The sequence below is a fragment of the Streptomyces sp. 130 genome (genome assembly GCF_007096885.1).
Taxonomy (GTDB): Bacteria; Actinomycetota; Actinomycetes; order Streptomycetales; family Streptomycetaceae; genus Streptomyces.
The window spans coordinates 15,940-33,798 of the sequence record NZ_VJNO01000024.1 but is presented as its reverse complement, the minus strand read 5'-3'; the positions used below and the strand labels follow the sequence as shown (position 1 = coordinate 33,798).

18 protein-coding genes are annotated in these 17,859 nt (G+C 73.6%); 7 read left to right on the top strand and 11 right to left on the bottom strand.

The window, feature by feature from the left end:
* The first annotated feature begins 568 nt into the window (after positions 1–568).
* The 3 genes from FKN01_RS32595 (at position 569) to FKN01_RS20600 (ending at position 2,603) form a co-directional block, all read left to right on the top strand.
* On the top strand, positions 569–1,105 hold the full coding sequence (locus FKN01_RS32595; protein ID WP_185992922.1) for a hypothetical protein: 537 nt from the start codon (positions 569–571) through the stop codon (positions 1,103–1,105).
* 15 nt (positions 1,106–1,120) lie between these two features.
* The gene (locus FKN01_RS20605; RefSeq protein ID WP_143622734.1) at positions 1,121–1,888 is read left to right on the top strand and encodes a DUF4239 domain-containing protein; all 768 of its coding nucleotides are present in this window, start codon (positions 1,121–1,123) and stop codon (positions 1,886–1,888) included.
* A 163-nt stretch (positions 1,889–2,051) separates the two neighbouring features.
* On the top strand, positions 2,052–2,603 hold the full coding sequence (locus tag FKN01_RS20600) for a hypothetical protein (protein ID WP_143622732.1): 552 nt from the start codon (positions 2,052–2,054) through the stop codon (positions 2,601–2,603).
* A gap of 92 nt (positions 2,604–2,695) precedes the next feature.
* Here FKN01_RS20600 and FKN01_RS20595 read toward each other — a convergent pair whose 3' ends face one another.
* The gene (locus FKN01_RS20595) at positions 2,696–3,358 is read right to left on the bottom strand and encodes a hypothetical protein (RefSeq protein WP_143622731.1); all 663 of its coding nucleotides are present in this window, start codon (positions 3,356–3,358) and stop codon (positions 2,696–2,698) included.
* Between the two features lie 313 nt (positions 3,359–3,671).
* Here FKN01_RS20595 and FKN01_RS20590 point away from each other — a divergent pair, with 313 nt between their 5' ends.
* Positions 3,672–4,331, top strand: coding sequence for a class F sortase (locus FKN01_RS20590; protein ID WP_143622729.1), 660 nt, complete (start codon positions 3,672–3,674; stop codon positions 4,329–4,331).
* Between the two features lie 8 nt (positions 4,332–4,339).
* Here FKN01_RS20590 and FKN01_RS20585 read toward each other — a convergent pair whose 3' ends face one another.
* A complete protein-coding gene (locus FKN01_RS20585) occupies positions 4,340–5,182 on the bottom strand; it encodes a polysaccharide deacetylase family protein (protein WP_143622727.1) in 843 nt (280 codons plus the stop codon).
* Positions 5,183–5,346: 164 nt separating this feature from the next.
* On the opposite strand from FKN01_RS20585, the gene FKN01_RS20580 reads away from it, so the two are divergent.
* From FKN01_RS20580 to FKN01_RS20570, 3 genes are all read left to right on the top strand, one after another.
* Entirely contained in the window at positions 5,347–5,808 is a 462-nt protein-coding gene (locus tag FKN01_RS20580; RefSeq protein ID WP_143622725.1) for a universal stress protein, read from the top strand.
* Positions 5,809–5,967: 159 nt separating this feature from the next.
* Positions 5,968–6,525, top strand: a complete 558-nt coding sequence (locus tag FKN01_RS20575; protein ID WP_143622723.1) for a sigma-70 family RNA polymerase sigma factor — start codon at positions 5,968–5,970, stop codon at positions 6,523–6,525.
* Between the two features lie 136 nt (positions 6,526–6,661).
* The gene (locus FKN01_RS20570; protein WP_143622721.1) at positions 6,662–7,156 is read left to right on the top strand and encodes a hypothetical protein; all 495 of its coding nucleotides are present in this window, start codon (positions 6,662–6,664) and stop codon (positions 7,154–7,156) included.
* Between the two features lie 13 nt (positions 7,157–7,169).
* Here the strand turns inward: FKN01_RS20570 and FKN01_RS20565 are convergent, their stop codons facing one another.
* The 9 genes from FKN01_RS20565 to FKN01_RS20520 form a co-directional block, all read right to left on the bottom strand.
* The gene (locus tag FKN01_RS20565; protein ID WP_143622720.1) at positions 7,170–8,360 is read right to left on the bottom strand and encodes a sensor histidine kinase; all 1,191 of its coding nucleotides are present in this window, start codon (positions 8,358–8,360) and stop codon (positions 7,170–7,172) included.
* Complete coding sequence (locus tag FKN01_RS20560; RefSeq protein ID WP_143622718.1) at positions 8,357–9,838, bottom strand: cation acetate symporter; 1,482 nt, start codon at positions 9,836–9,838, stop codon at positions 8,357–8,359. The genes FKN01_RS20565 and FKN01_RS20560 overlap by 4 nt, the downstream gene beginning before the upstream one ends.
* Positions 9,835–10,197 carry a hypothetical protein gene (locus FKN01_RS20555; protein WP_143622716.1) on the bottom strand — a complete coding sequence of 121 codons (363 nt, stop codon included), beginning with the start codon at positions 10,195–10,197 and terminating at the stop codon, positions 9,835–9,837. Before FKN01_RS20555 ends, FKN01_RS20560 begins: the two co-directional genes overlap by 4 nt.
* A 64-nt stretch (positions 10,198–10,261) precedes the next feature.
* The gene (locus FKN01_RS20550) at positions 10,262–11,017 is read right to left on the bottom strand and encodes a LytTR family DNA-binding domain-containing protein (RefSeq protein WP_143622715.1); all 756 of its coding nucleotides are present in this window, start codon (positions 11,015–11,017) and stop codon (positions 10,262–10,264) included.
* A 36-nt stretch (positions 11,018–11,053) separates the two neighbouring features.
* Entirely contained in the window at positions 11,054–11,914 is an 861-nt protein-coding gene (locus FKN01_RS20545) for an Fpg/Nei family DNA glycosylase (RefSeq protein ID WP_143622713.1), read from the bottom strand.
* A gap of 33 nt (positions 11,915–11,947) precedes the next feature.
* A complete protein-coding gene (locus FKN01_RS20540) occupies positions 11,948–12,805 on the bottom strand; it encodes an amidohydrolase (RefSeq protein WP_143622711.1) in 858 nt (285 codons plus the stop codon).
* 231 nt (positions 12,806–13,036) lie between these two features.
* A complete protein-coding gene (locus tag FKN01_RS20530; RefSeq protein WP_143622835.1) occupies positions 13,037–14,020 on the bottom strand; it encodes an aldo/keto reductase in 984 nt (327 codons plus the stop codon).
* 116 nt (positions 14,021–14,136) lie between these two features.
* Positions 14,137–15,519 carry a wax ester/triacylglycerol synthase family O-acyltransferase gene (locus FKN01_RS20525; RefSeq protein ID WP_143622709.1) on the bottom strand — a complete coding sequence of 461 codons (1,383 nt, stop codon included), beginning with the start codon at positions 15,517–15,519 and terminating at the stop codon, positions 14,137–14,139.
* A 149-nt stretch (positions 15,520–15,668) separates the two neighbouring features.
* Complete coding sequence (locus FKN01_RS20520) at positions 15,669–17,735, bottom strand: SpoIIE family protein phosphatase (protein WP_185992921.1); 2,067 nt, start codon at positions 17,733–17,735, stop codon at positions 15,669–15,671.
* Between the last annotated feature and the right edge of the window lie 124 nt (positions 17,736–17,859).

Below are 17,859 nucleotides of genomic sequence, written 5' to 3'. Positions count from 1 at the left end.
ATGTCTCCAACAAGTCGCCACGGCGATCCGGCCATGTTCATGGTCAGTGTGGACCAGAGGCTACTGATCGACCGCCAAGAGAGCGAGTGGAAACGGAAATTAGCCGTCCGTTATTGGTCACACTCCCATGGCATGTGCAACCGACTCGTCGCTGCCCGTCACATTCGCCGAACGCGAGGGATCGAATAGTTCACTCCCGGACTACTTTGGCACGTCAGCGAAGCCGGAGCCGGTGATGGCCGGGCATCATCTCCCGTGAGGCCCACGGACGTTGGCCTTCGGGGACCGGAAGCCCTCCGGACGGGGCCGGGGCGTCCGGCTGTCCGCGGACCGGCCCGCCCCTCCGCGCCGCCGCCCCAAGGCCGGGAATGCGCGCAAGCGGTGACACACCCTTTGGCGCCATTCCCGGGGAGAGGGTCGACAATCGGCCATTCCCGGAGACCGGCCCCCCGCGCGCCCTGTTCCATTTCACCGAGCGCCAAACCCCGCGCACCCCAGGTCCCCTCCATCAGGCGAATCCGGAGGGGGCCCGGCGTGCCGCCGCACCGCCCGGAACATGCTCCCGGTCGTGTACGGATCACTCTTCTGGCGGCTGACCGCGGCGCTCGCGCTCACCTGGCTGCTGACCGCACCCACCCCGGCGACCGCCGACAGCTGCGCGTACGCGTACATCGGCGAGGGCGACGGCGGCACGGCGGTGGTGGTCAGCGGCGACGACAGCTGCTTCGTCGAACCGGAGCCGGAGCCCACTCCGACCCCCACGCCGAAGCCGGAGCCGCCCCCTCCACCCCCGCCGCCCCCGAAGCCGGCACCACCACCCCCACCGGCTCCACCGCCCCCGGCACCCGAGCCCGAACCGGCGCCGCCGCCACCGCCACCGCCCCCTCCCCCACCGCCGGCCCCCGAGCCCGAACCCGAGCCGAAGCCGAAGCCGAGCCCTTCGCCGTCGGTACGGCCCTCGCCCTCCCCCCGCATCGCCCTACCCGCCTACCGCAGACCGGTACGGAAGACGCCGCAGCGTCACACCTCCTTGGTCACTCTCACCTTGATGATCACGGCCCCCGCGGTGTTCGCGGTCGCCGTGCTGCGCCCACGCTCCCGATGAATCCCGGAGACGCCCATGTCGGAATGGCTCGTTCTCACGCTCGCCCTGGTGGCGGCCACCGCCGTCGTCCTGACCATCGCCATCCTCAGCAACCGCAGACTCCCGGAGGACGACGACCCGTCCGAAACCCCCGACGTCATCGAGTACATGACGATGATGATCGGAGTGATCTACGCGATCGTGCTGGGCCTCGCCATCGCGGGAGTCTGGGAGGGCCGGAGCGCCGCGCAGGAGTACGTACGCCAGGAGGCCCAGGCCCTGCACGAGGTGAGCGCACGCTCCGCCGTCTATCCGCAGGAGGTGCGCACCCGCATCCGGGCCGATGTCGACGCGTACGTGAGCTATGTGGTGCACGACGAGTGGCGGACCATGACCGAGCACGGAACGCTCAGCGACCGCGGCGCCGAACTGCTGGACAAGGTACGCGCCGATGTCACGGACTACCGGCCGAAGACGGACCACGAGGGCGAGGCCTACCAGCCCCTGGTCGACCAGGTGGCCGCCGCCGACGACGCCCGCAGTTCACGGGGGCAGAGCGCGGGCGCGACCATGCCCGGGGTGGTGTGGTTCGGGCTGATCATCGGTGCCCTGGTGACCGTGGGGCTGATCTTCACGCTGCAGATCCGGCGGACGTTCCGGGAGCTCCTGCTCGCGGGGCTCTTCAGTGTGCTGATCGCCTTCCTCCTCTTCCTGATCTGGGACTTCGACTCCCCGTTCGGCCGGGGCTTCTCCGCCACGGCCGGCCCCTTCCTCGACCTCTTCCCGAAGGCGGCGGGCGGCTAGCCGAAGGCCGGTGCGCCGCCCGGGGGACAGCGGTGCCCCATTCGCCGGACCCCGATCGCGGGCGAAATGCACCACTTCTAGCGTGGGCGGCATTCGAGGTGCATTTCTGACACTTTGTGGAAATCCGTTCCGCAGCTGCTCCTCGGGGACCCGGAGGATTCACATGCGCGCAATACGTGTCGCCCCCGTCGCTCTGCTCGGCGCCGCCGCTCTCTCCCTGACCGGCCCGGTGACCGCGTACGCCGCGACCGCGGGCGGTCCGTCGGGCGGCGGGAACGGATACACCGTGACGCCGTCGGTGGTCGCGCCCGGGGGCAAGGTCACCCTGGCGGCCCGGGGCTGCTCGACGACGGCCACGGCGTCCTCGGGGGTGTTCGACACGGTCACCATCCCGGTGAACGGCAGCGCCCAGGCCACCGTCGACTGGGACGCCAGGCCGGGCGCCGCCTACGAGGTGACGTTCATCTGCAACACCTCGCCCAGCTCCACGGCCAAGGTGAACCTCACCGTCAGCGCGGCCACGGGCACGCCCACCACCAGCTCGACCAGCACGACGGCCGCCACCGCCTCGCCGGCCGGTGTGCGGGGCGGTCTGGGCGGCAGCATCGACAGCGTGAACTCCGCTGAGATCGTGGCGGGCACCGCGCTCGCCGTGGCCGCCGGGGCGGGCGTCGTCTTCTTCGTACGCCGCCGCAAGGAGAGCCGCTCGCACTGACCGGTGCGAGCGGATGGGCACGAGAGTCGCCCCGGGTCCTGGCACAGGACTCGGGGCGACTTCGTCATCGTCCGGCGGGGTCCTCCCGACGGTCAGAGCGCCGCTTGGCCCGCCCTCCGGCGGCGCATGATGTACACGCCTCCGCCGAGGGCCGCCGAGGCGACGAGACCGGCGCCGACGCCCATCTCGGCCGGGGACGCCGCCATCGAACCGCCGAGCCCGCCCTGGGCGCCCCGGCTGTCGAGAACGGTGAAGCGGTGGCCCGCCGTCCGGTCGGTGCCGTCGCACCGGACCGTCAGGTTGTACGTACCGGGCGTCGCGTCGTTGAAGATGCGGACCCGGGCGTGGCCGACCCGGCCGGCCGAGAGCCGGGTGGTGCGGAACGCGTTGGACGAGACGCTGCCGCCCCGGCCGCAGCCCTCGGCGCTGACCTGCATGGCCGCGCCCTGGTGCACCCGCTCGGGGTCGACGGTCACGTTGTTCGGGCCGTTGTTCCGCCCGTTGCCGTTCCCGCCGCCGTTGTTGTTGCCGTTCCCGTTGCCGTTCCCGCCGCCGTTGTTGTTGCCGTTCCCGTTGTTGTTGCCGTTGGTCCAGCCGCCCTGGTCGTTCCAGTCGTCCTGGTTGTTGTTCTGGCTGTTGTTCTGGCTGTTGTTCTGGTTGTTGCCGACGTCTCCGCCGGCGGCCGCCATCGGGGCACCGGCCCCGAGTGCGGCGACGGCGGCCGCCGCGACCACCAGAGCGCGTGTCGCACGCATCGTTCCAACCTCCACCGGGAAGCGCCCCGGGGCTCTGTGCACCGGGATGGATCGACGAGAACGCCTCCCATGACGAACCCTCACCAGAACCTTGATCGACCGCATTTCGGCGCTGCTCCGGACCGGTGATCCGACACGCCGCCAGAACACCCCCGAAGCTGACGGACGCCCAGGTCACGGGCCGTCAGAAGTTTTGCCCGCGCGCTACTCCGAAAAGCATCCGGGTGGTATCCCGCCACCCGTTCGCCCTTCTCTGATCGCCGCCCGGTGGCGCCGCGCCTAGCGTTCTGCTCGTCGCGACGAAGGGAGAACCATGGGCCGGGACAACTGGCGACCGGAACGGATCCGACACTCGCCGTGGGGCGCGCTCGCCCTGGCGATGCTCTCCGGTCTGGCGCTGATGCGCAACGGGGCCGACCTCTCCCCCGGCCCCCCGCAGCCGGTCGCCGCCGCCTCGGTCGGCCACCAGAACAACGCCCCCGCGGCCCCGGCGGCGGGCCCGGTCGTCAAGCCGCTCCCGTACGCCCCCGTCGCCCGCGTGGCGATCCCCTCCATCCAGGTCGACGCGCCGGTCATCGATGTGAATCTCGACCCGGACGGCTGGATCGAGACCCCGCCGCCGGAGGACCCCAATCTCGCCGGCTGGTATCAGAACGGCATCGCCCCCGGCCAGACCGGCACCTCCGTCATCGTCGGCCACGTCGACAACAAGGCGGGGCCCGCGGTCTTCTACGGGCTCGGCTCGCTCGAGAAGGGCGACCGCGTCGAGGTCGACCGCAGCGACGACCGGGTGGCGGTCTTCGAGGTGTACGGCGTCGAGGTGTTCGCCAAGAACGACTTCCCCGGTGCCCGGGTCTACGGCGACACCGGGCAGCCCGAGCTGCGGGTCATCACCTGCGGCGGCGGCTACACCAAGGCGAACGGCTACGACGGCAACGTCGTGGTCTTCGCCCGCCTGGTGGACACCCGCTGACGGTTCTGTCAGCGGCGCCGCGGCACCGTGAGCCGGTATCCGTCGTCCAGCAGCGCCGGCAGATACCGGCGCAGCGCCGCCACACTCTGCGAGCGGTCGCCGCCGGCGTCGTGCGAGAGCACCACGGCCCCGGGGCCCGCGCCCTGCCTGACCCGGCGGACGATGGTGGCGGTGCCGGGCACGGTCCAGTCGAGGGTGTCCACGGTCCAGGCCATCGGTTCCATGCCCAGCGCGGCACCGATCTCGAAGGAGTCGCGGTTCCATGCTCCGTAGGGCGCCCGGTACCAGAGCGGTGCCGCACCGGTGATCTCCTCGATGACGTCGCTGGTACGGCCCAGCTCGTCGGTGATCCCGGCCCGGGTGAGCTCGGTGACCAGGGGGTGCGTCCACGAGTGGTTGCCCACCGTGTGCCCCTCGTCGAAGATCCGGCGGACGAGGTCGCGGTTGTCGTTCGCCATCTCCCCGCAGAGGAAGAACATCGCCCGCACGTCGTGCTCGCGCAGCGTGTCCAGGATGTGCGGGGTGTGGAGCGGGTCGGGGCCGTCGTCGAAGGACAGCACCATGGCGTGCCCGATGTCGGTCAGCTGCTCGAAGGGCCGGGTGCGGACCGGCGGGGCCGCGGGGCGGTGGCGCGGCGGCGTCTGTCCCGTCATGGGGCGCAGCCTATAGGCGAGCGGCCGGCCGCGCGGGGCCGTCGCCGGGGCTCCCGCCGCCCCCGCCACCGGCCCCGCCGGACGGGCCGGGGAGGGCGCGGAGTCCGCGGCGACGAGGCGTAAGGCGGTCGCGGCGCCGAGGCCGGCGGCCAGCCGCAGGACCGTTCGGCGCTCGGGTGGCCGGTGATCACTCTTCATCCCCCACTGCTCGCACGCCCGCGGCACCGCCCGCCTCAGCGACACCGGGGGTCAGGGTTTTTGCACCCGGATGGCGGGGAAAGCCCCGGCCCCGCTGGTCAGCGGGGCCCGGCTCGTCGGAGGCCGGGCCGGAGGCCGCGGGGCGAGCCGATAGCCTCACTGGCGTGACAGATCAGCACTCCCACCAGTTCGAACGCGGCACAGACGGACCGAAGGTGATCGTCGCGGGCCTCGACGGTTCCGAGTCGTCCATGCGCGCGGCGGCCTACGCGGCCGGGCTCGCCCGGCGCCAGCGGGCCATGCTGGCCCTGGTGTACGTCCAGCCGGTGCTGGCGGCGGGGGCCGCGCTCGGCGCTCCGGTCGGCGACGCGACCGCCGAGGTGGCGGAGGGGCTGGTGGAGGAGATCCGGCGGTCGACGGCACGGATGAAGGACATATGGGACGTCCGCTGGGAGTTCCACACGTTCCGGGGCGACCCGTACAACGGCCTGGTGACCGCCGCCGACGAGCTCAAGGCCGACGCCGTGGTGGTGGGTGCCTCGGAGTCGGCGGGTCATCGCTTCATCGGTTCGGTGGCCGTCCGCCTGGTGAAGGCGGGCCGCTGGCCGGTCACCGTGGTGCCGTAGCGCCCCGGGGCCACCGCCCGACCGTTCACCGCACCATTCGCCGCTCCGAGCGACCGCTCGTCGCACGGGGCGGCGTTTGTCCTGTTCCTCGTGGCCTGGATGCGCTCGTATACGCCAGGTCGGCAGCGAGGCGGGACCTTGGCGGGAAGGGCGTTCACCATGACCACGACGAAGACCGATGAGCGGGCGCTCGCGGAGCTCCAGCGTGAACACGGTGCCGCCCTGTTCCACTTCCTGCTCGGTCTGACCTTCGGTGACCGGCAGCGGGCCGAGGACCTGCTCCAGGAGACGCTGGTGCGGGCCTGGCAGCACCCGGAGGCGTTCGACGGCCCGTACGAGTCGATGCGGCCCTGGCTGTTCACGGTGGCGCGCCGGCTGGCGATCGACGCCCGGCGCTCCCGGCTGGCCCGGCCGCCCGAGGTCAGCGACGCCGGCCTGGAGTGCGCTCCGGCCGGCACCGACACGGCGGAGGCCGCGGTCGCCGCGCTCGACGTGCGCCAGGCGGTGCGCGCCCTGAGCCCGGAGCACCGGTCGGTGCTGGTGCAGATCTACTTCCGGGGGCTGAGCGTGGGCGAGACGGCCGAGGTGCTGGGGATACCGGCGGGCACCGTCAAATCGCGTTCGCACTACGCGCTGCGGGTGCTTTCCCGTAACCTGCCCGGCTACACGCGCCGTCCATCGCGAGGGCGGACGGTCGTCGGCGCTTCGTGCCTGTGACGTACCCGGTGCGGCGGATCCGGCGTTTCCGGCCACGCGGGGCGCGCTCCCCCGGTTCAATGCTGCGTGGGCGACCGGCGGCCGGGCGGCCCGTCGGCCGTACGGCGCCGAGACCGAGGGAATGGGGCGATACGGGATGCCTCCGGAACGTCATGAGGGGCAGGGTGCGGGCGAGCTGCCGGTCCCGATGGCCTGGATGTACGCGGAGTACCTGGCCGACGAACTGCTGCGCACCGGCGACCTGATGGAACCGGCGACGCTGGAGTTCCGGGCGGGGCGGGACGCGCTGGCGCTGACCATCTTCCTGCTGGACGGGTCGGTGGCCGGGGCGCTGCCCGCCGCGCGGGTGGACGAGCTGCGGCTGCTCACCGCGTCCGGGACCCCGTGGCGCCGCTGGGTGCGCACCCGGCTGGCCGCCCCGGTGGCGGGCGGCACCGGGGCGGATCTGGCGCTGGCCCGGTCGGCCTGGCGGTGGCTGGAGGAGACCGAGCTGCTGGCCGCCGATCTGGAGGCGATCGGGCAGCTGCCGCCCTGGGAGCCGGACGGGGGCGCCGAGGAGGAGGCGCGGGTGTGGACCCCGGCCTGGCAGCTGGGCCTGCCGCTGGGGCATCTCGCGGTGCACCTGTACTGAGGGGCGCCGCCGCTCAGGAGCCGTGCACGCCCGCGCGGTACTTCGGCAGCCGTACGGTGATCCGCATCCCGGCCCCGATGCCCGTCTCGATGACGAGCCCGTACTCGTCCCCGTACACCTGGCGGAGCCGTTCGTCCACGTTGAGCAGGCCGATGCCGGTCGATCCGCCGCCCTCGCCGCGCAGGATGTGGCGCAGCCGCTGGGGGTCCATGCCGGTGCCGTCGTCCTCGATGACGACCTCGGCCTCGGAGCCGGCGTCCAGGGCGCTGATGGTGATGCGGCTGGAGGTGACGGCGCCTTCGAGGCCGTGTTTGACGGCGTTCTCGACGAGCGGCTGGAGGCAGAGGAAGGGCAGGGCGACGGGCAGCACCTCGGGGGCGACCTGGAGGGTGACGGAGAGCCGTTCGCCGAAGCGGGCCCGGACCAGGGCGAGGTACTGGTCGATGGAGTGCAGCTCGTCCGCGAGGGTGGTGAAGTCGCCGTGGCGGCGGAACGAGTAGCGGGTGAAGTCCGCGAACTCCAGGAGCAGTTCGCGGGCCTTCTCCGGATCGGTGCGGACGAAGGACGCGATCGCGGCCAGTGAGTTGAAGATGAAGTGCGGGGAGATCTGGGCGCGCAGGGCCCTGATCTCGGCCTCGATGAGCTGGGTGCGGGAGCGGTCGAGCTCGGCCAGCTCCAGCTGGACGCAGACCCAGCGGGCGACCTCGCCCGCGGCCCGGGCCAGGACCGCCGATTCGCGCGGGGCGTAGGCGACGAGGGTGCCGAGGACGCGGTGGTCGACGGTGAGCGGCACGGCGACGGCCCACTTCAGCGGGCAGTCCAGGTCGTCGCAGCCGCTGCGGAAGGCGGTGTCCCGGCCCGTCTCCAGGACGCCCGCGACCTGCTCCATGACGTCCCGGCCGTGGTGGTCGCCCTCGCCGTCCCAGACCAGGACCCCGTCGCGGTCGGTGAGGCACAGCGCGTCGGTGCCCAGCAGCGAGCGCAGCCGGCGCGCCGACCGGCGGGCGCTGTCCTCGGTGAGCCCGGCGCGGAGCGGGGGCGCGGCCAGGGACGCGGTGTGCAGGGTCTCGAAGGTGGCGTGCTCGACGGGCGTGCCGACGTCGCTGGTGCGCAGGGGCCGGGCGGTGCGGCGGCCGAGCAGGAGGCCCGCGGCGAACAGCAGGAGGGCGAGCACGACGACGGCGGCGTATCCGGCCCCGGTCACCGGTGCCTCCCGGTCATGAGTGCTTCGGGCAGGTGGAAGCGGGTCATCGCGGCGTTGGTGCCGGGCGGTATCCGGCCCGGCGTGGCGAGCGAGACCAGGACCATGGCGAGGAAGCCGACGGGCACGGACCAGACGGCGGGCCAGGCGAGCAGGGCGTGCGGCCAGCCGGGCGGGCGCACCGCCCCGCTGACCGTGATGGCGACGGAGAGCAGAGCGGAGCCGCCGCCGAGCAGGAGCCCGGCCGCCGCCCCGGGCGGGGTGAGCCGGCGCCACCAGATGCCGAGGACGAGCAGCGGGCAGAACGAGGACGCGGAGACGGCGAAGGCCATGCCCACGGAGTCGGCGACGGGGACCCGGCTGACCATCAGCGAGCCGGCCAGGGGCACGGAGATGGCGAGGACGGTGGCCAGCCGGAAGTGCCGCACCCCGCGCGAGGGCAGCACGTCCTGGGTGATGACCCCGGCGACGGCCATGGTCAGCCCGGAGGCGGTGGAGAGGAACGCGGCGAACGCGCCGCCCGCGACGAGCGCTCCGAGCAGGTCGCCGCCGAGTCCGCCGATGACCCGGCCGGGCAGCAGGAGGACGGCGGCGTCCGCGTCTTTGCCGTGGATCAGCTCGGGGGCGTACAGGCGGCCGAGTGCGCCGTAGACGGGCGGCAGGAGGTAGAAGACGCCGATGAGGGCGAGGACGGCGACGGTGGTGCGGCGGGCGTCGCGGCCGTTGGGGCTGGTGTAGAAGCGGACGACGACGTGCGGGAGGCCCATGGTGCCGAGGAAGGTGGCGACGATGAGGCCGTAGGTCGCGTACAGCGGGTGGTCGGCGCGGAACGCGGAGAGGTGTTCGTCGAAGGCGATGCGGGGCTGCCCGTCGCCCTGCCAGGCCAGCACCAGGAAGATCGCCGGGACGAGGAGCGCGGTCAGCTTCAGCCAGTACTGGAAGACCTGGACGAAGGTGATCGAGCGCATCCCGCCGGCCGCGACGGCGAGGACGACGACGGCGGCGACCAGCACGTCGCCGAGCCAGCCGGGCGCTCCGGTGAGGATCTTGAGGGTGAGTCCGGCTCCCTGGAGCTGGGGCACCAGGTAGAGCCAGCCGGCGCCGACGACGAGGACGCTGACGAGTCTGCGTACCTGCCGGGATTCCAGGCGTCCTTCGGCGAAGTCGGGCAGGGTGTACGCCCCCGAGCGGCGCAGCGGGGCGGCGACGAAGACCAGCAGGACCAGATAGCCGGCGGTGTAGCCGACCGGGTACCAGAGCATGTCGGGCCCGTGCACGAGGACCAGGCCCGCGATGCCGAGGAAGGAGGCGGCGGAGAGGTATTCGCCGCTGATGGCGGCGGCGTTGAGCCGGGGGCGGACGGTGCGCGAGGCCACGTAGAAGTCGGAGGTGGTGCGGGAGATCCGCAGTCCGAAGCCGCCGACGAGGACGGTGGCCAGGACGACGGCGGCGACGGCCGCCACCGCGTAGGTGCGGCTCACGGGGCGGAACGGCCTTCCACGAGCCGGGCGAAGTCGCTCTCGTTGCGCTCGGCGCGGCGCACGTACCACCAGGCGAGCACGGTGAGCGGCGGGTAGGCGGCGAAGCCGAGGACCGCCCAGACGACGGCGGAGCTGTGCAGGGCCTCGAAGACGAGGGGCAGGGTGCCCACGACGGCGGCGAGGACGGCGAAGGCGGTGAGTCCGGCCCGCAGTTGTCCGCGCATCAGCGAGCGGACGTAGGCGCCGCCGAGCGCGGTCTGCTCTTCGATCTCCGACTGGGTGCGGTAGCGCGGCAGCGGGCGCACCCGCCGGGGCTCCCCCGTCACCACTTCGCGCCGGGGTGTGGGCTCTGCGGACATGGGGCCGGAGTGTAGGCGTCACCCGGCCCCGCTGGGAAGGGGTTCGCGGGCCGGTAGCCGCTGGTCAGCGGCCGGTCCGCCGCATCAGGAGGTCGCGCAGGGCGCGGGTGTGCCGGCGGCTGACGGCGAGCTCCGCGGTGCCGATGCGGACGCTCATGCTGCCGGCGTCCAGGCGCAGTTCGTCGATCCGGCCGAGGGCCACGAGGTGGCGGCGGTGGATGCGGACGAAGCCGCGGGTGCGCCAGCGCTCCTCCAGGGTGGTGAGGGGGACGCGGACGAGGTGGCTGCCGGTGGCGGTGTGCAGCCGGGCGTAGTCGCCCTGGGCCTCGGCGTACGTGATGTCGTCGATCGGGACGAAGCGGATGACGCCGCCCAGTTCGACGGCTATCTGGTCCTGGGCGGTGTCGTGGACGACGGGGGCCGGCCGGTCCTGGACCTGTTCGGCGACGCGGCGCACGGCCTCGGCGAGGCGTTCGCGGCGGACGGGTTTCAGGACGTAGTCGACGGCCTTGAGGTCGAAGGCGTGCACGGCGAAGCCCTCGTGGGCCGTGACGAAGACGATGAGCGGCGGTGCGGCGAAGCCGGCGAGGAGCTGGGCGACGTCGAGCCCGGTGAGGCCGGCCATGTGGATGTCCAGGAAGACCACGTCGATGGCGGACGGGTCGTCGGGGCCCGCGTCGACGGCGCTCCCGATGCGGCGCAGCGCCTCGGTGGCCCCGGTGGCGCCCTCGGCGCTGCGGATGCGGGGGTCGGCGCGCAGGAGGTAGAGCAGTTCCTCCAGGGCGGGTTCTTCGTCGTCGACGGCGAGTACGCGGAGCATGAGGCCGGAGTGTAGGGCGTGCCCCGAGGGGTGTCCCTACTTGAGCAGCCGGGACAGGCGGCGGTCCGCGAGCGGTTTGCCGCCGGTCTGGCAGGTCGGGCAGTACTGGAGCGAGGAGTCGCTGAAGGAGACCTCGCGGATGGTGTCCCCGCAGACCGGGCACGCCTGCCCGGTGCGTCCGTGGACGCGCATCGCGCTCTTCTTCTCCGCCTTGAGGCGTCCCGCCTCCACGCCGCCGGACCGGGCGACGGCGTCCCGCAGGGTGGTGCGCAGGGCTTCGTGGAGGCGGGTGACCTCGTCGTCGGTGAGGTTCGCGGTGAGCTTGAACGGCGACATCTTCGCGACGTGCAGGATCTCGTCGCTGTACGCGTTGCCGATGCCGGCGATGAGCGACTGGTCGCGCAGGGCGCCCTTGATCTGGCGGCGTTCCCCGTCGAGCAGCGCGGCGAACGCGTCCCGGTCGAATCCCGGGCCGAGCGGGTCGGGCCCGAGGCGGGCGACCCCGGGGACCTCGGCCGGGTCGTGCACGAGGTGGACGGCGAGGCGTTTGGTGGTGCCGGCCTCGGTCAGGTCGAAGCCGTCGCCGCCGGTGAGGACGGTGCGCAGCGCGAGGGGCCCCTTGCCGGGGCGGGGCGGGGCGGCGGGAAACGCGTCGTTCCAGCGGAGCCAGCCGGCCCGGGCGAGGTGGGTGACCAGGTGGAGGGGGCCGACGCCGATGTCGAGGAACTTGCCGTGCCGCCGCACATCGGTGACCGCGGCGCCGTGCAGGGCGGTGAGCGGCGGGTCGTACGTCTTGAGGACGCTGATGGCGACGGGTAGGACGCGGTCGATCTCCTTGCCGACGAGGTGGTCGTCGAGAAAGAGCCGCAGGGCTTCGACTTCCGGCAGTTCGGGCATGGTCCCAGCCTGCCGCAGCCGTGCCCGCGACGCCTACCGAAGGCCGTACACGCGTTCGGCGGTGGTGGCGAGGACGGCGGCCCGTTCATCGTCGCTCAGGTCCTGGATCAGGGCCCGGGCGGTGTCCAGGACCTCGGTGTACGTGGCGGCCAGGCGGCACACCGGCCAGTCGGAGCCGAACATGAGCCGCCCGGGCCCGAAGGCGTCGATGACGGTCTCCGCGTACGGGCGCAGGTCGTCCGGGGTCCAGGCGTGCCAGTCCGCTTCGGTGACCAGCCCGGAGAGCTTGCAGATGGTGTTGGGGAGGGCGGCGAGGGCCCGCAGATCGTCGGCCCAGGGCCGGGTGCGCCCGGTGGCGACCGGCGGCTTCCCGGCGTGGTCGAGTACGAGGACGAGGCCCGGGAGCGCGGCGGCGGCCCGGGTCGCGGCGGGCAGCTGGTGCGGGAGGACCACCAGGTCGTAGACGAGCCCGGCGTCCGCGACGGCGGCCAGACCGCGCAGCACGTCGGGCCGCAGCAGCCACTCGGGGTCCGGTTCGCCCTGGACCTGGTGGCGCAGCCCGACGAGCCGGTCGCCTCCGGGGAGTGCGCGCAGGGCGGCCAGGGTGTCGGCGATGTCCGGGGCGGTGAGGTCGGTCCAGCCGACGACCCCGGCGACCAGCTCGCTGCCGTCGGCGAGCGCCAGGAACTCGGGCGTCTCCCCGGCCGCGGTGACGGTCTGGACGAGCACGGTGGCGCTCACCCCGGCCGCGCGGGCCTCGGGCTCCAGGTCGGCGAGGGTGAAGTCGCGGCGCAGGGGGGCCAGCGCCTCGCCGGTGATCCAGTCCTGGTCGCGTACCGCGAGGTCCCACACATGGTGGTGGGCGTCCACGACGCGGGGCCGGGCGGTCACCTCACAGCTCCCGGACGGCCGGCAGCCCGGCTTCGGCGCCCCCGGCGAAGTGGTCGTGGGCCACGGCGAGGAGGCCGTCCGTCCGGGCCCGCCGGGCCGGTGCCGCCGCGCCGGATCGTCCGGGAGCCGGCTCCGGCCGCCCGGGTCGGCTCCGGCGGGACCTCGTGGTGCGCGGCCTCGTGCTCCGTGACGCGGCCGGCGCGGAGCCCGGTGTGCGGGGCGAAGCGCATGTCAGTGTCCGATCCCGGGGAGCAGGCCCTGGTCGCGCAGGTCGTCCCAGAGGGCGTCGGGGATGTCCCGGTCCAGCTGTACGGCGGCGTCGCGCACCTCGTCCGGGGAGCGGGTGCCGACGAGCACCCCGGCGACGGCCGGGTGGGTGAGCGGGTACCGCAGCGCGGCGGCGCGCAGCGGTACGCCGTGGGCCTCGATGACGCCCCTCAGCCGCAGGGCGCGGTCCAGGAGGCCGGCGGGGGCGGTGGCGTAGTCGTAGGTGGCGCCGGGGCGCGGGTCGGCGAGGAGGCCGGAGTTGAAGACGCCGCCGACGACGACGCTCCGGCCGCGTGCGGCGGCGGCCGGCAGCAGGTCGGTGAGGGCCGACTGGTCGAGGAGCGTGAACCGGCCGGCGCACAGGACGACGTCGACGTCGGTGTCGCGGACGAAGCGGGTGAGCATCGCGGTCTGGTTCATGCCGGCGCCGATCGCCCCGACGACCCCTTCGGCGCGCAGCTTCTCCAGTTCCGGGTACGCCTCGCGGAAGGCGGGCTCCGCGTGGTCGTCGGGGTCGTGGAGGTAGGCGACGTCGACGCGGTCGAGGCCGAGCCGGTCGAGGCTGTCCTCGATGCTGCGGCGGACGCCGGCCGCGCTGAAGTCCCAGCGGCGGCGGTGCGTGGCGCGTACGGCGAAGCCCTCGGAGAGCCCCTGGGACGCGGCGGTCTCCGAAGCGGGCAGCGGGTCGAGGACGCGGCCGACCTTGGTGGAGAGCGTGTACGCGTCACGGGGGCGGCGGCGCAGGGCCTCCCCGAGGCGGCGTTCGGAGAGGCCGAGGCCGTAGTGCGGTGCGGTGTCGAAGTGACGTATGCCCGCGTCCCAGGCGGCGTCGACGGTGGCCGCCGCCTGTTCCGGTTCCACTTCGCTGAAGAGGTTGCCGATGGCGGCGGCGCCGAAGGAGAGTTCGGTGATCCCGACCGCGCTGCCGCCCAGCCTGTTGCGCCGCATCCTGTCGCCGTCCTCCTCGATGATCGCTGCCACCAGCGAATATTCATCGGATCACTCGAGTGCGTCAACACCCACGCGACGACCGGCCACGGCGACCAGGCCTGGACCTGTCCGATCTATCCGTCGGCCACTTCCGCGAGGAGCGCGGCCAGTTCCTCGTCGGCGCACCGCGCCAGCCCGTCGAGGCCGGGCAGTGCCTTGCCGTCGCCCACGATTCCGACGTGCACGCGCGAGCCGTAGGTCGTCAGCGCGACGGCCATCGACTGCCCCCGGGCCAGCGGCGCCATCGGGTACAGGGCGCTCAGCGGGCAGCCGGCCAGCGAGAGCCGGGAGCGCGGCAGGGGCACGCTGGTGACCAGCACGTCGAAGAGCATCCGGGCCGCGTTCCCGGCGAGCGGGGCGCCGAACCGGTGGGCCAGCGAAGGCAGCTGATCGGCCAGCACGGCGACCGCCCCGGCGCCCCGCAGCGGGCCCGCCGCCTTGTTGCGGTCCATCGCCTCGCGCACCGCGCGCAGCCGCTCGCGGGGGTCCGGCTCCGAGACGGGGAGGTCCAGGAGATAGGCGGAGAGCCGGTTGCCGGTCGCCACGGCCGCGCCGCCCGGGCGGCGCCGGGAGACCGGGACGAGGGCGCGCGGGTCGTCGCGCGGCGGGGTCTCGCCGCGCTCCAGCATCCAGCGCCGCAGCGCGCCCGCCACGACGGCGAGCAGGACGTCGTTCCCGGTCCCCCCGGTCACGCGGCGGACGCGCCGCACGGCGTCGAGGTCGAGGTCGGCCGTGGCGAGCCGCCGGGTCCCGCTGGAGCCGGCCCGGAGCACCGGCGCCCCGCGCGGGTCGAGGCGGCCGGCCCGGACCAGGGAGGCGCCGACCCCGAAGGCGCGGCCCAGGTCCTCGATGCGGCCGAGGGCGAGCCCGGCGACCTGGCGCGGGCCCGGCATCCAGGACCGGGGCGGCACCGGGCGCGGCCGGGCGGAGGGGTGGAGGGGGCGGGCGGGCCCGGAGGCGATCTGGTCGAAGATCCCGGCCCCGATGGCGACCGCGCGCATCCCGTCGGCGAGGGCGTGGTGGAGCTTGACGAGCACCGCGAACGGGCCGCCGTCCGGTCCGTCGACGAGGTACATCTCCCAGGGCGGCAGGCCCCGGCGCAGCGGCCGCTCCATCAGCTCGCCGGCGAGCCGGGTCGCGGCCGTCATGAAGCCCGCGCCGCCGGGTGCCGTCTCCTCGGCGGGCAGCCGGACGCGCCGGACGTGGTGGTGCACGTCGAACTCCGGGTCGGCGGACCAGGCCGCGCCGCCGACGGGGAGCAGCACGTCGCGTACCCGCATGCGCAGCCGGGGCATCGCGGCGGCACGGGCGCCGAGGAGGCCGAGGAGCGCGTCGGGGGCGGGGCCGGAGCCGGGGGGCGGCGCGAAGACGGCGAGCGCACCGAGGTGCATGGGATGGGCAGCGGACTCGAGGTGCCAGAAGGCGAGATCGAGGGGTGCCAGTAGCTCAGTGCCCAACGGGTCCTCATGTCGTCGAAGACGGGAGACCGACCGGGTCGCAGTCAATCTCCGGCGGTCCGTCACGGTCAAGTACGGACACGTTACGTTCAGTTACGCTCTCGTTGCGCGTCACTTCTCGGCCGTCCGGACGAAGGGCGGGCGGCGGGTCAGTCGCGTGGCGGAACGACGAACTCGCTCCAGACGCACTTGCCGGTGCCCCGGGACTCGACGCCCCAGCCGTCCGCGAGTTGGTCGACCAGCAGCAGACCGCGCCCGGAGACCCCGGCCTCACCGGCGTCCCTGCGGCGCGGCAGGGCGCTCGACCGGTCCTCGACGTCGATCCGGAGCCGTCGCTCGGGACCGGCGAGGACCCGGATCGTGACGATGGCTCCGCCGTCGGTGTGCATCAGGGCGTTGGTGACCAGCTCGTCGGCGGCCAGCTCGACCTCGTCGGCGCGGTCGCCCGCGCCCCAGGCCCGGACCGCCGCGCGGATCATGTGGCGGGCGGAGCTGAGTGCCTCGGGGTCGTTCTGGGCGACGTGCTGCTGGAGCCGGCCGCCCGGCTGCGGGGCCTGCGCGGCCTTGCGGCTCAGGAGCAGCAGGGCCACGTCGTCCTCGCCGCCGCGCTCGTCCACGGAGGCGCAGAGGCGGTCGGCGAGCTGGTCGAGGTCCTGCGGGCCGTCGGTGACGAGGGCGGTGAGCCGCTGGGTGCCCTCGTCCAGATCGGCGCCCGGGAGCTCCACCAGGCCGTCGGTGAACAGCACCATGGTCTGGCCGGGGTCCAGCTCGACCGTGCCGACCGGGTATTCGAGCCGGCCGAACTCGGCGGAGAGGCCGAGCGGCAGTCCGCCCTCGGAGGGCACCCTGCGGCAGCCGCCGTCGGCGTCGCGCACGAGCGGGTCGACGTGTCCGGCGCGGACCAGCTGGACCACGCCGGTGGTCAGGTCCGCCTCCGCGTAGGTGCAGGTCGCGAAGCGGTCGGTGTCGAGTTCGTGCAGGAAGACGGAGGCCCGTGCCATGACCGTGGCGGGGCTGTGCCCCTCGGCGGCGTACGCCCGCAGCACGATGCGGAGCTGGCCCATCACGGCGGCCGCGTGGGTGTCGTGGCCCTGTACGTCCCCGATGACGGCGCCGACCCGGCCGCCGGGCAGCGGGATGACGTCGTACCAGTCGCCGCCGATGTCCCGGCCCAGCCGGGCCGAGCGGTAGCGCACGGCGATCCGGGCGCCCGGCACGTCGGGAATCCGGCGCGGGAGCATGGCCTGCTGGAGCCCTTCGGCGAGGTCGTGCTCCTGTTCGTAGAGCATGGCCCGCTGGAGGCTCTGGGCGATGGAGCTGCCGAGGGCCAGCAGCAGGTTCCGCTCGTCGGCGGTGAAGCCGCCCTTGCCGCTGTAGAGGAGGCCGAGCGCGCCGATGGGGCGGGCCTGGGCGATCAGCGGGAGGTAGGCGGCGGAGGTGATCCCGAGGTGGCTGATGTGCGGCCACAGCACGGGGTAGGAGGCGGCGAAGTCCTCGGCCGACTCGATGAAGCGGGGGCCGAGGGTGCGCACGACCTCGCTCATCGGATACTGCTCGTCCGTCCGGGTGTACCGGGTGCCGGGCACGAACGACCCCTCGGGCCCGTCGGCCACCAGGTGGATGCGCCCGGCCTCGATGAGCCCCATGACCAGGCTGGTGGCGCCGAGCAGGGCCAGGCCCTCGGAGTTCTTCAGGACCTCGATGACGTCCTTGACGGTACGGGCGTGCGCCAGCGCCGCCGTGGTGGCGTCGACCAGGCTGGTGCGGCGGCGCAGCTCCTCGTCCAGCTCGCGGCGGGCGGCGGACTCGGCGAGCTCCGGGCCGGCGTCCCTGACGATGCCGATGATCCGGCGGGGGCGGCCGCCGTCGTCGCGGCGCACGAAGCCCTGGGTGTGCGCCCAGCGCAGGGTGCCGTCGCGCGACTGGAGGCGGAAGTAGGCCCCGTAGGTGCTTCGGCCGCTCTTCAGCGTCTCCGAGACCACGGCGTCCAGCCGGACGCCCTCGTCGGGCGGCACACGCAGCCCGAGGGTCTGGGGCCGGTTGTCGTATTCGTCGGCCCTCAGATCGAACACGTCGAGGGCCGGCCGGTCCAAGTGCATGAGGCCGCTGTCGAGATCCCAGTCGAAGCTGCCCATTCGGTTCAGGGCGAGACTGAGATCCGGGTGGGCGGGCCAGTCGTCCGGGAGTGACAGGGCACCCGCTGCCCGATCATCCATGTGCGTCACTCTGCCACCATTTGTCCGATTCTTCGACTGAACCGTCCATTTGGTGAACGTGCGATAGGACACACCCGCGGAGCGGGCCGGAGGGCCGGATCACAAGGAATTCCGGCGCACCGGC

Bases quoted from the DNA above. Each gene is read 5' to 3' on its own strand.
- FKN01_RS20570 (WP_143622721.1), top strand. From the start codon at position 6,662: ATGCCTCCGGAACGTCATGAGGGGCAGGGTGCGGGCGAGCTGCCGGTC.
- FKN01_RS20530 (WP_143622835.1), bottom strand. From the start codon at position 14,020: ATGCGGCGCAACAGGCTGGGCGGCAGCGCGGTCGGGATCACCGAACTC.
- FKN01_RS20520 (WP_185992921.1), bottom strand. From the start codon at position 17,735: ATGGATGATCGGGCAGCGGGTGCCCTGTCACTCCCGGACGACTGGCCC.
- FKN01_RS20555 (WP_143622716.1), bottom strand. From the start codon at position 10,197: ATGTCCGCAGAGCCCACACCCCGGCGCGAAGTGGTGACGGGGGAGCCC.
- FKN01_RS20550 (WP_143622715.1), bottom strand. From the start codon at position 11,017: ATGCTCCGCGTACTCGCCGTCGACGACGAAGAACCCGCCCTGGAGGAA.
- FKN01_RS20605 (WP_143622734.1), top strand. From the start codon at position 1,121: ATGTCGGAATGGCTCGTTCTCACGCTCGCCCTGGTGGCGGCCACCGCC.
- FKN01_RS20545 (WP_143622713.1), bottom strand. From the start codon at position 11,914: ATGCCCGAACTGCCGGAAGTCGAAGCCCTGCGGCTCTTTCTCGACGAC.
- FKN01_RS20575 (WP_143622723.1), top strand. From the start codon at position 5,968: ATGACCACGACGAAGACCGATGAGCGGGCGCTCGCGGAGCTCCAGCGT.
- FKN01_RS20590 (WP_143622729.1), top strand. From the start codon at position 3,672: ATGGGCCGGGACAACTGGCGACCGGAACGGATCCGACACTCGCCGTGG.
- FKN01_RS20585 (WP_143622727.1), bottom strand. From the start codon at position 5,182: ATGAAGAGTGATCACCGGCCACCCGAGCGCCGAACGGTCCTGCGGCTG.
- FKN01_RS20600 (WP_143622732.1), top strand. From the start codon at position 2,052: ATGCGCGCAATACGTGTCGCCCCCGTCGCTCTGCTCGGCGCCGCCGCT.
- FKN01_RS20595 (WP_143622731.1), bottom strand. From the start codon at position 3,358: ATGCGTGCGACACGCGCTCTGGTGGTCGCGGCGGCCGCCGTCGCCGCA.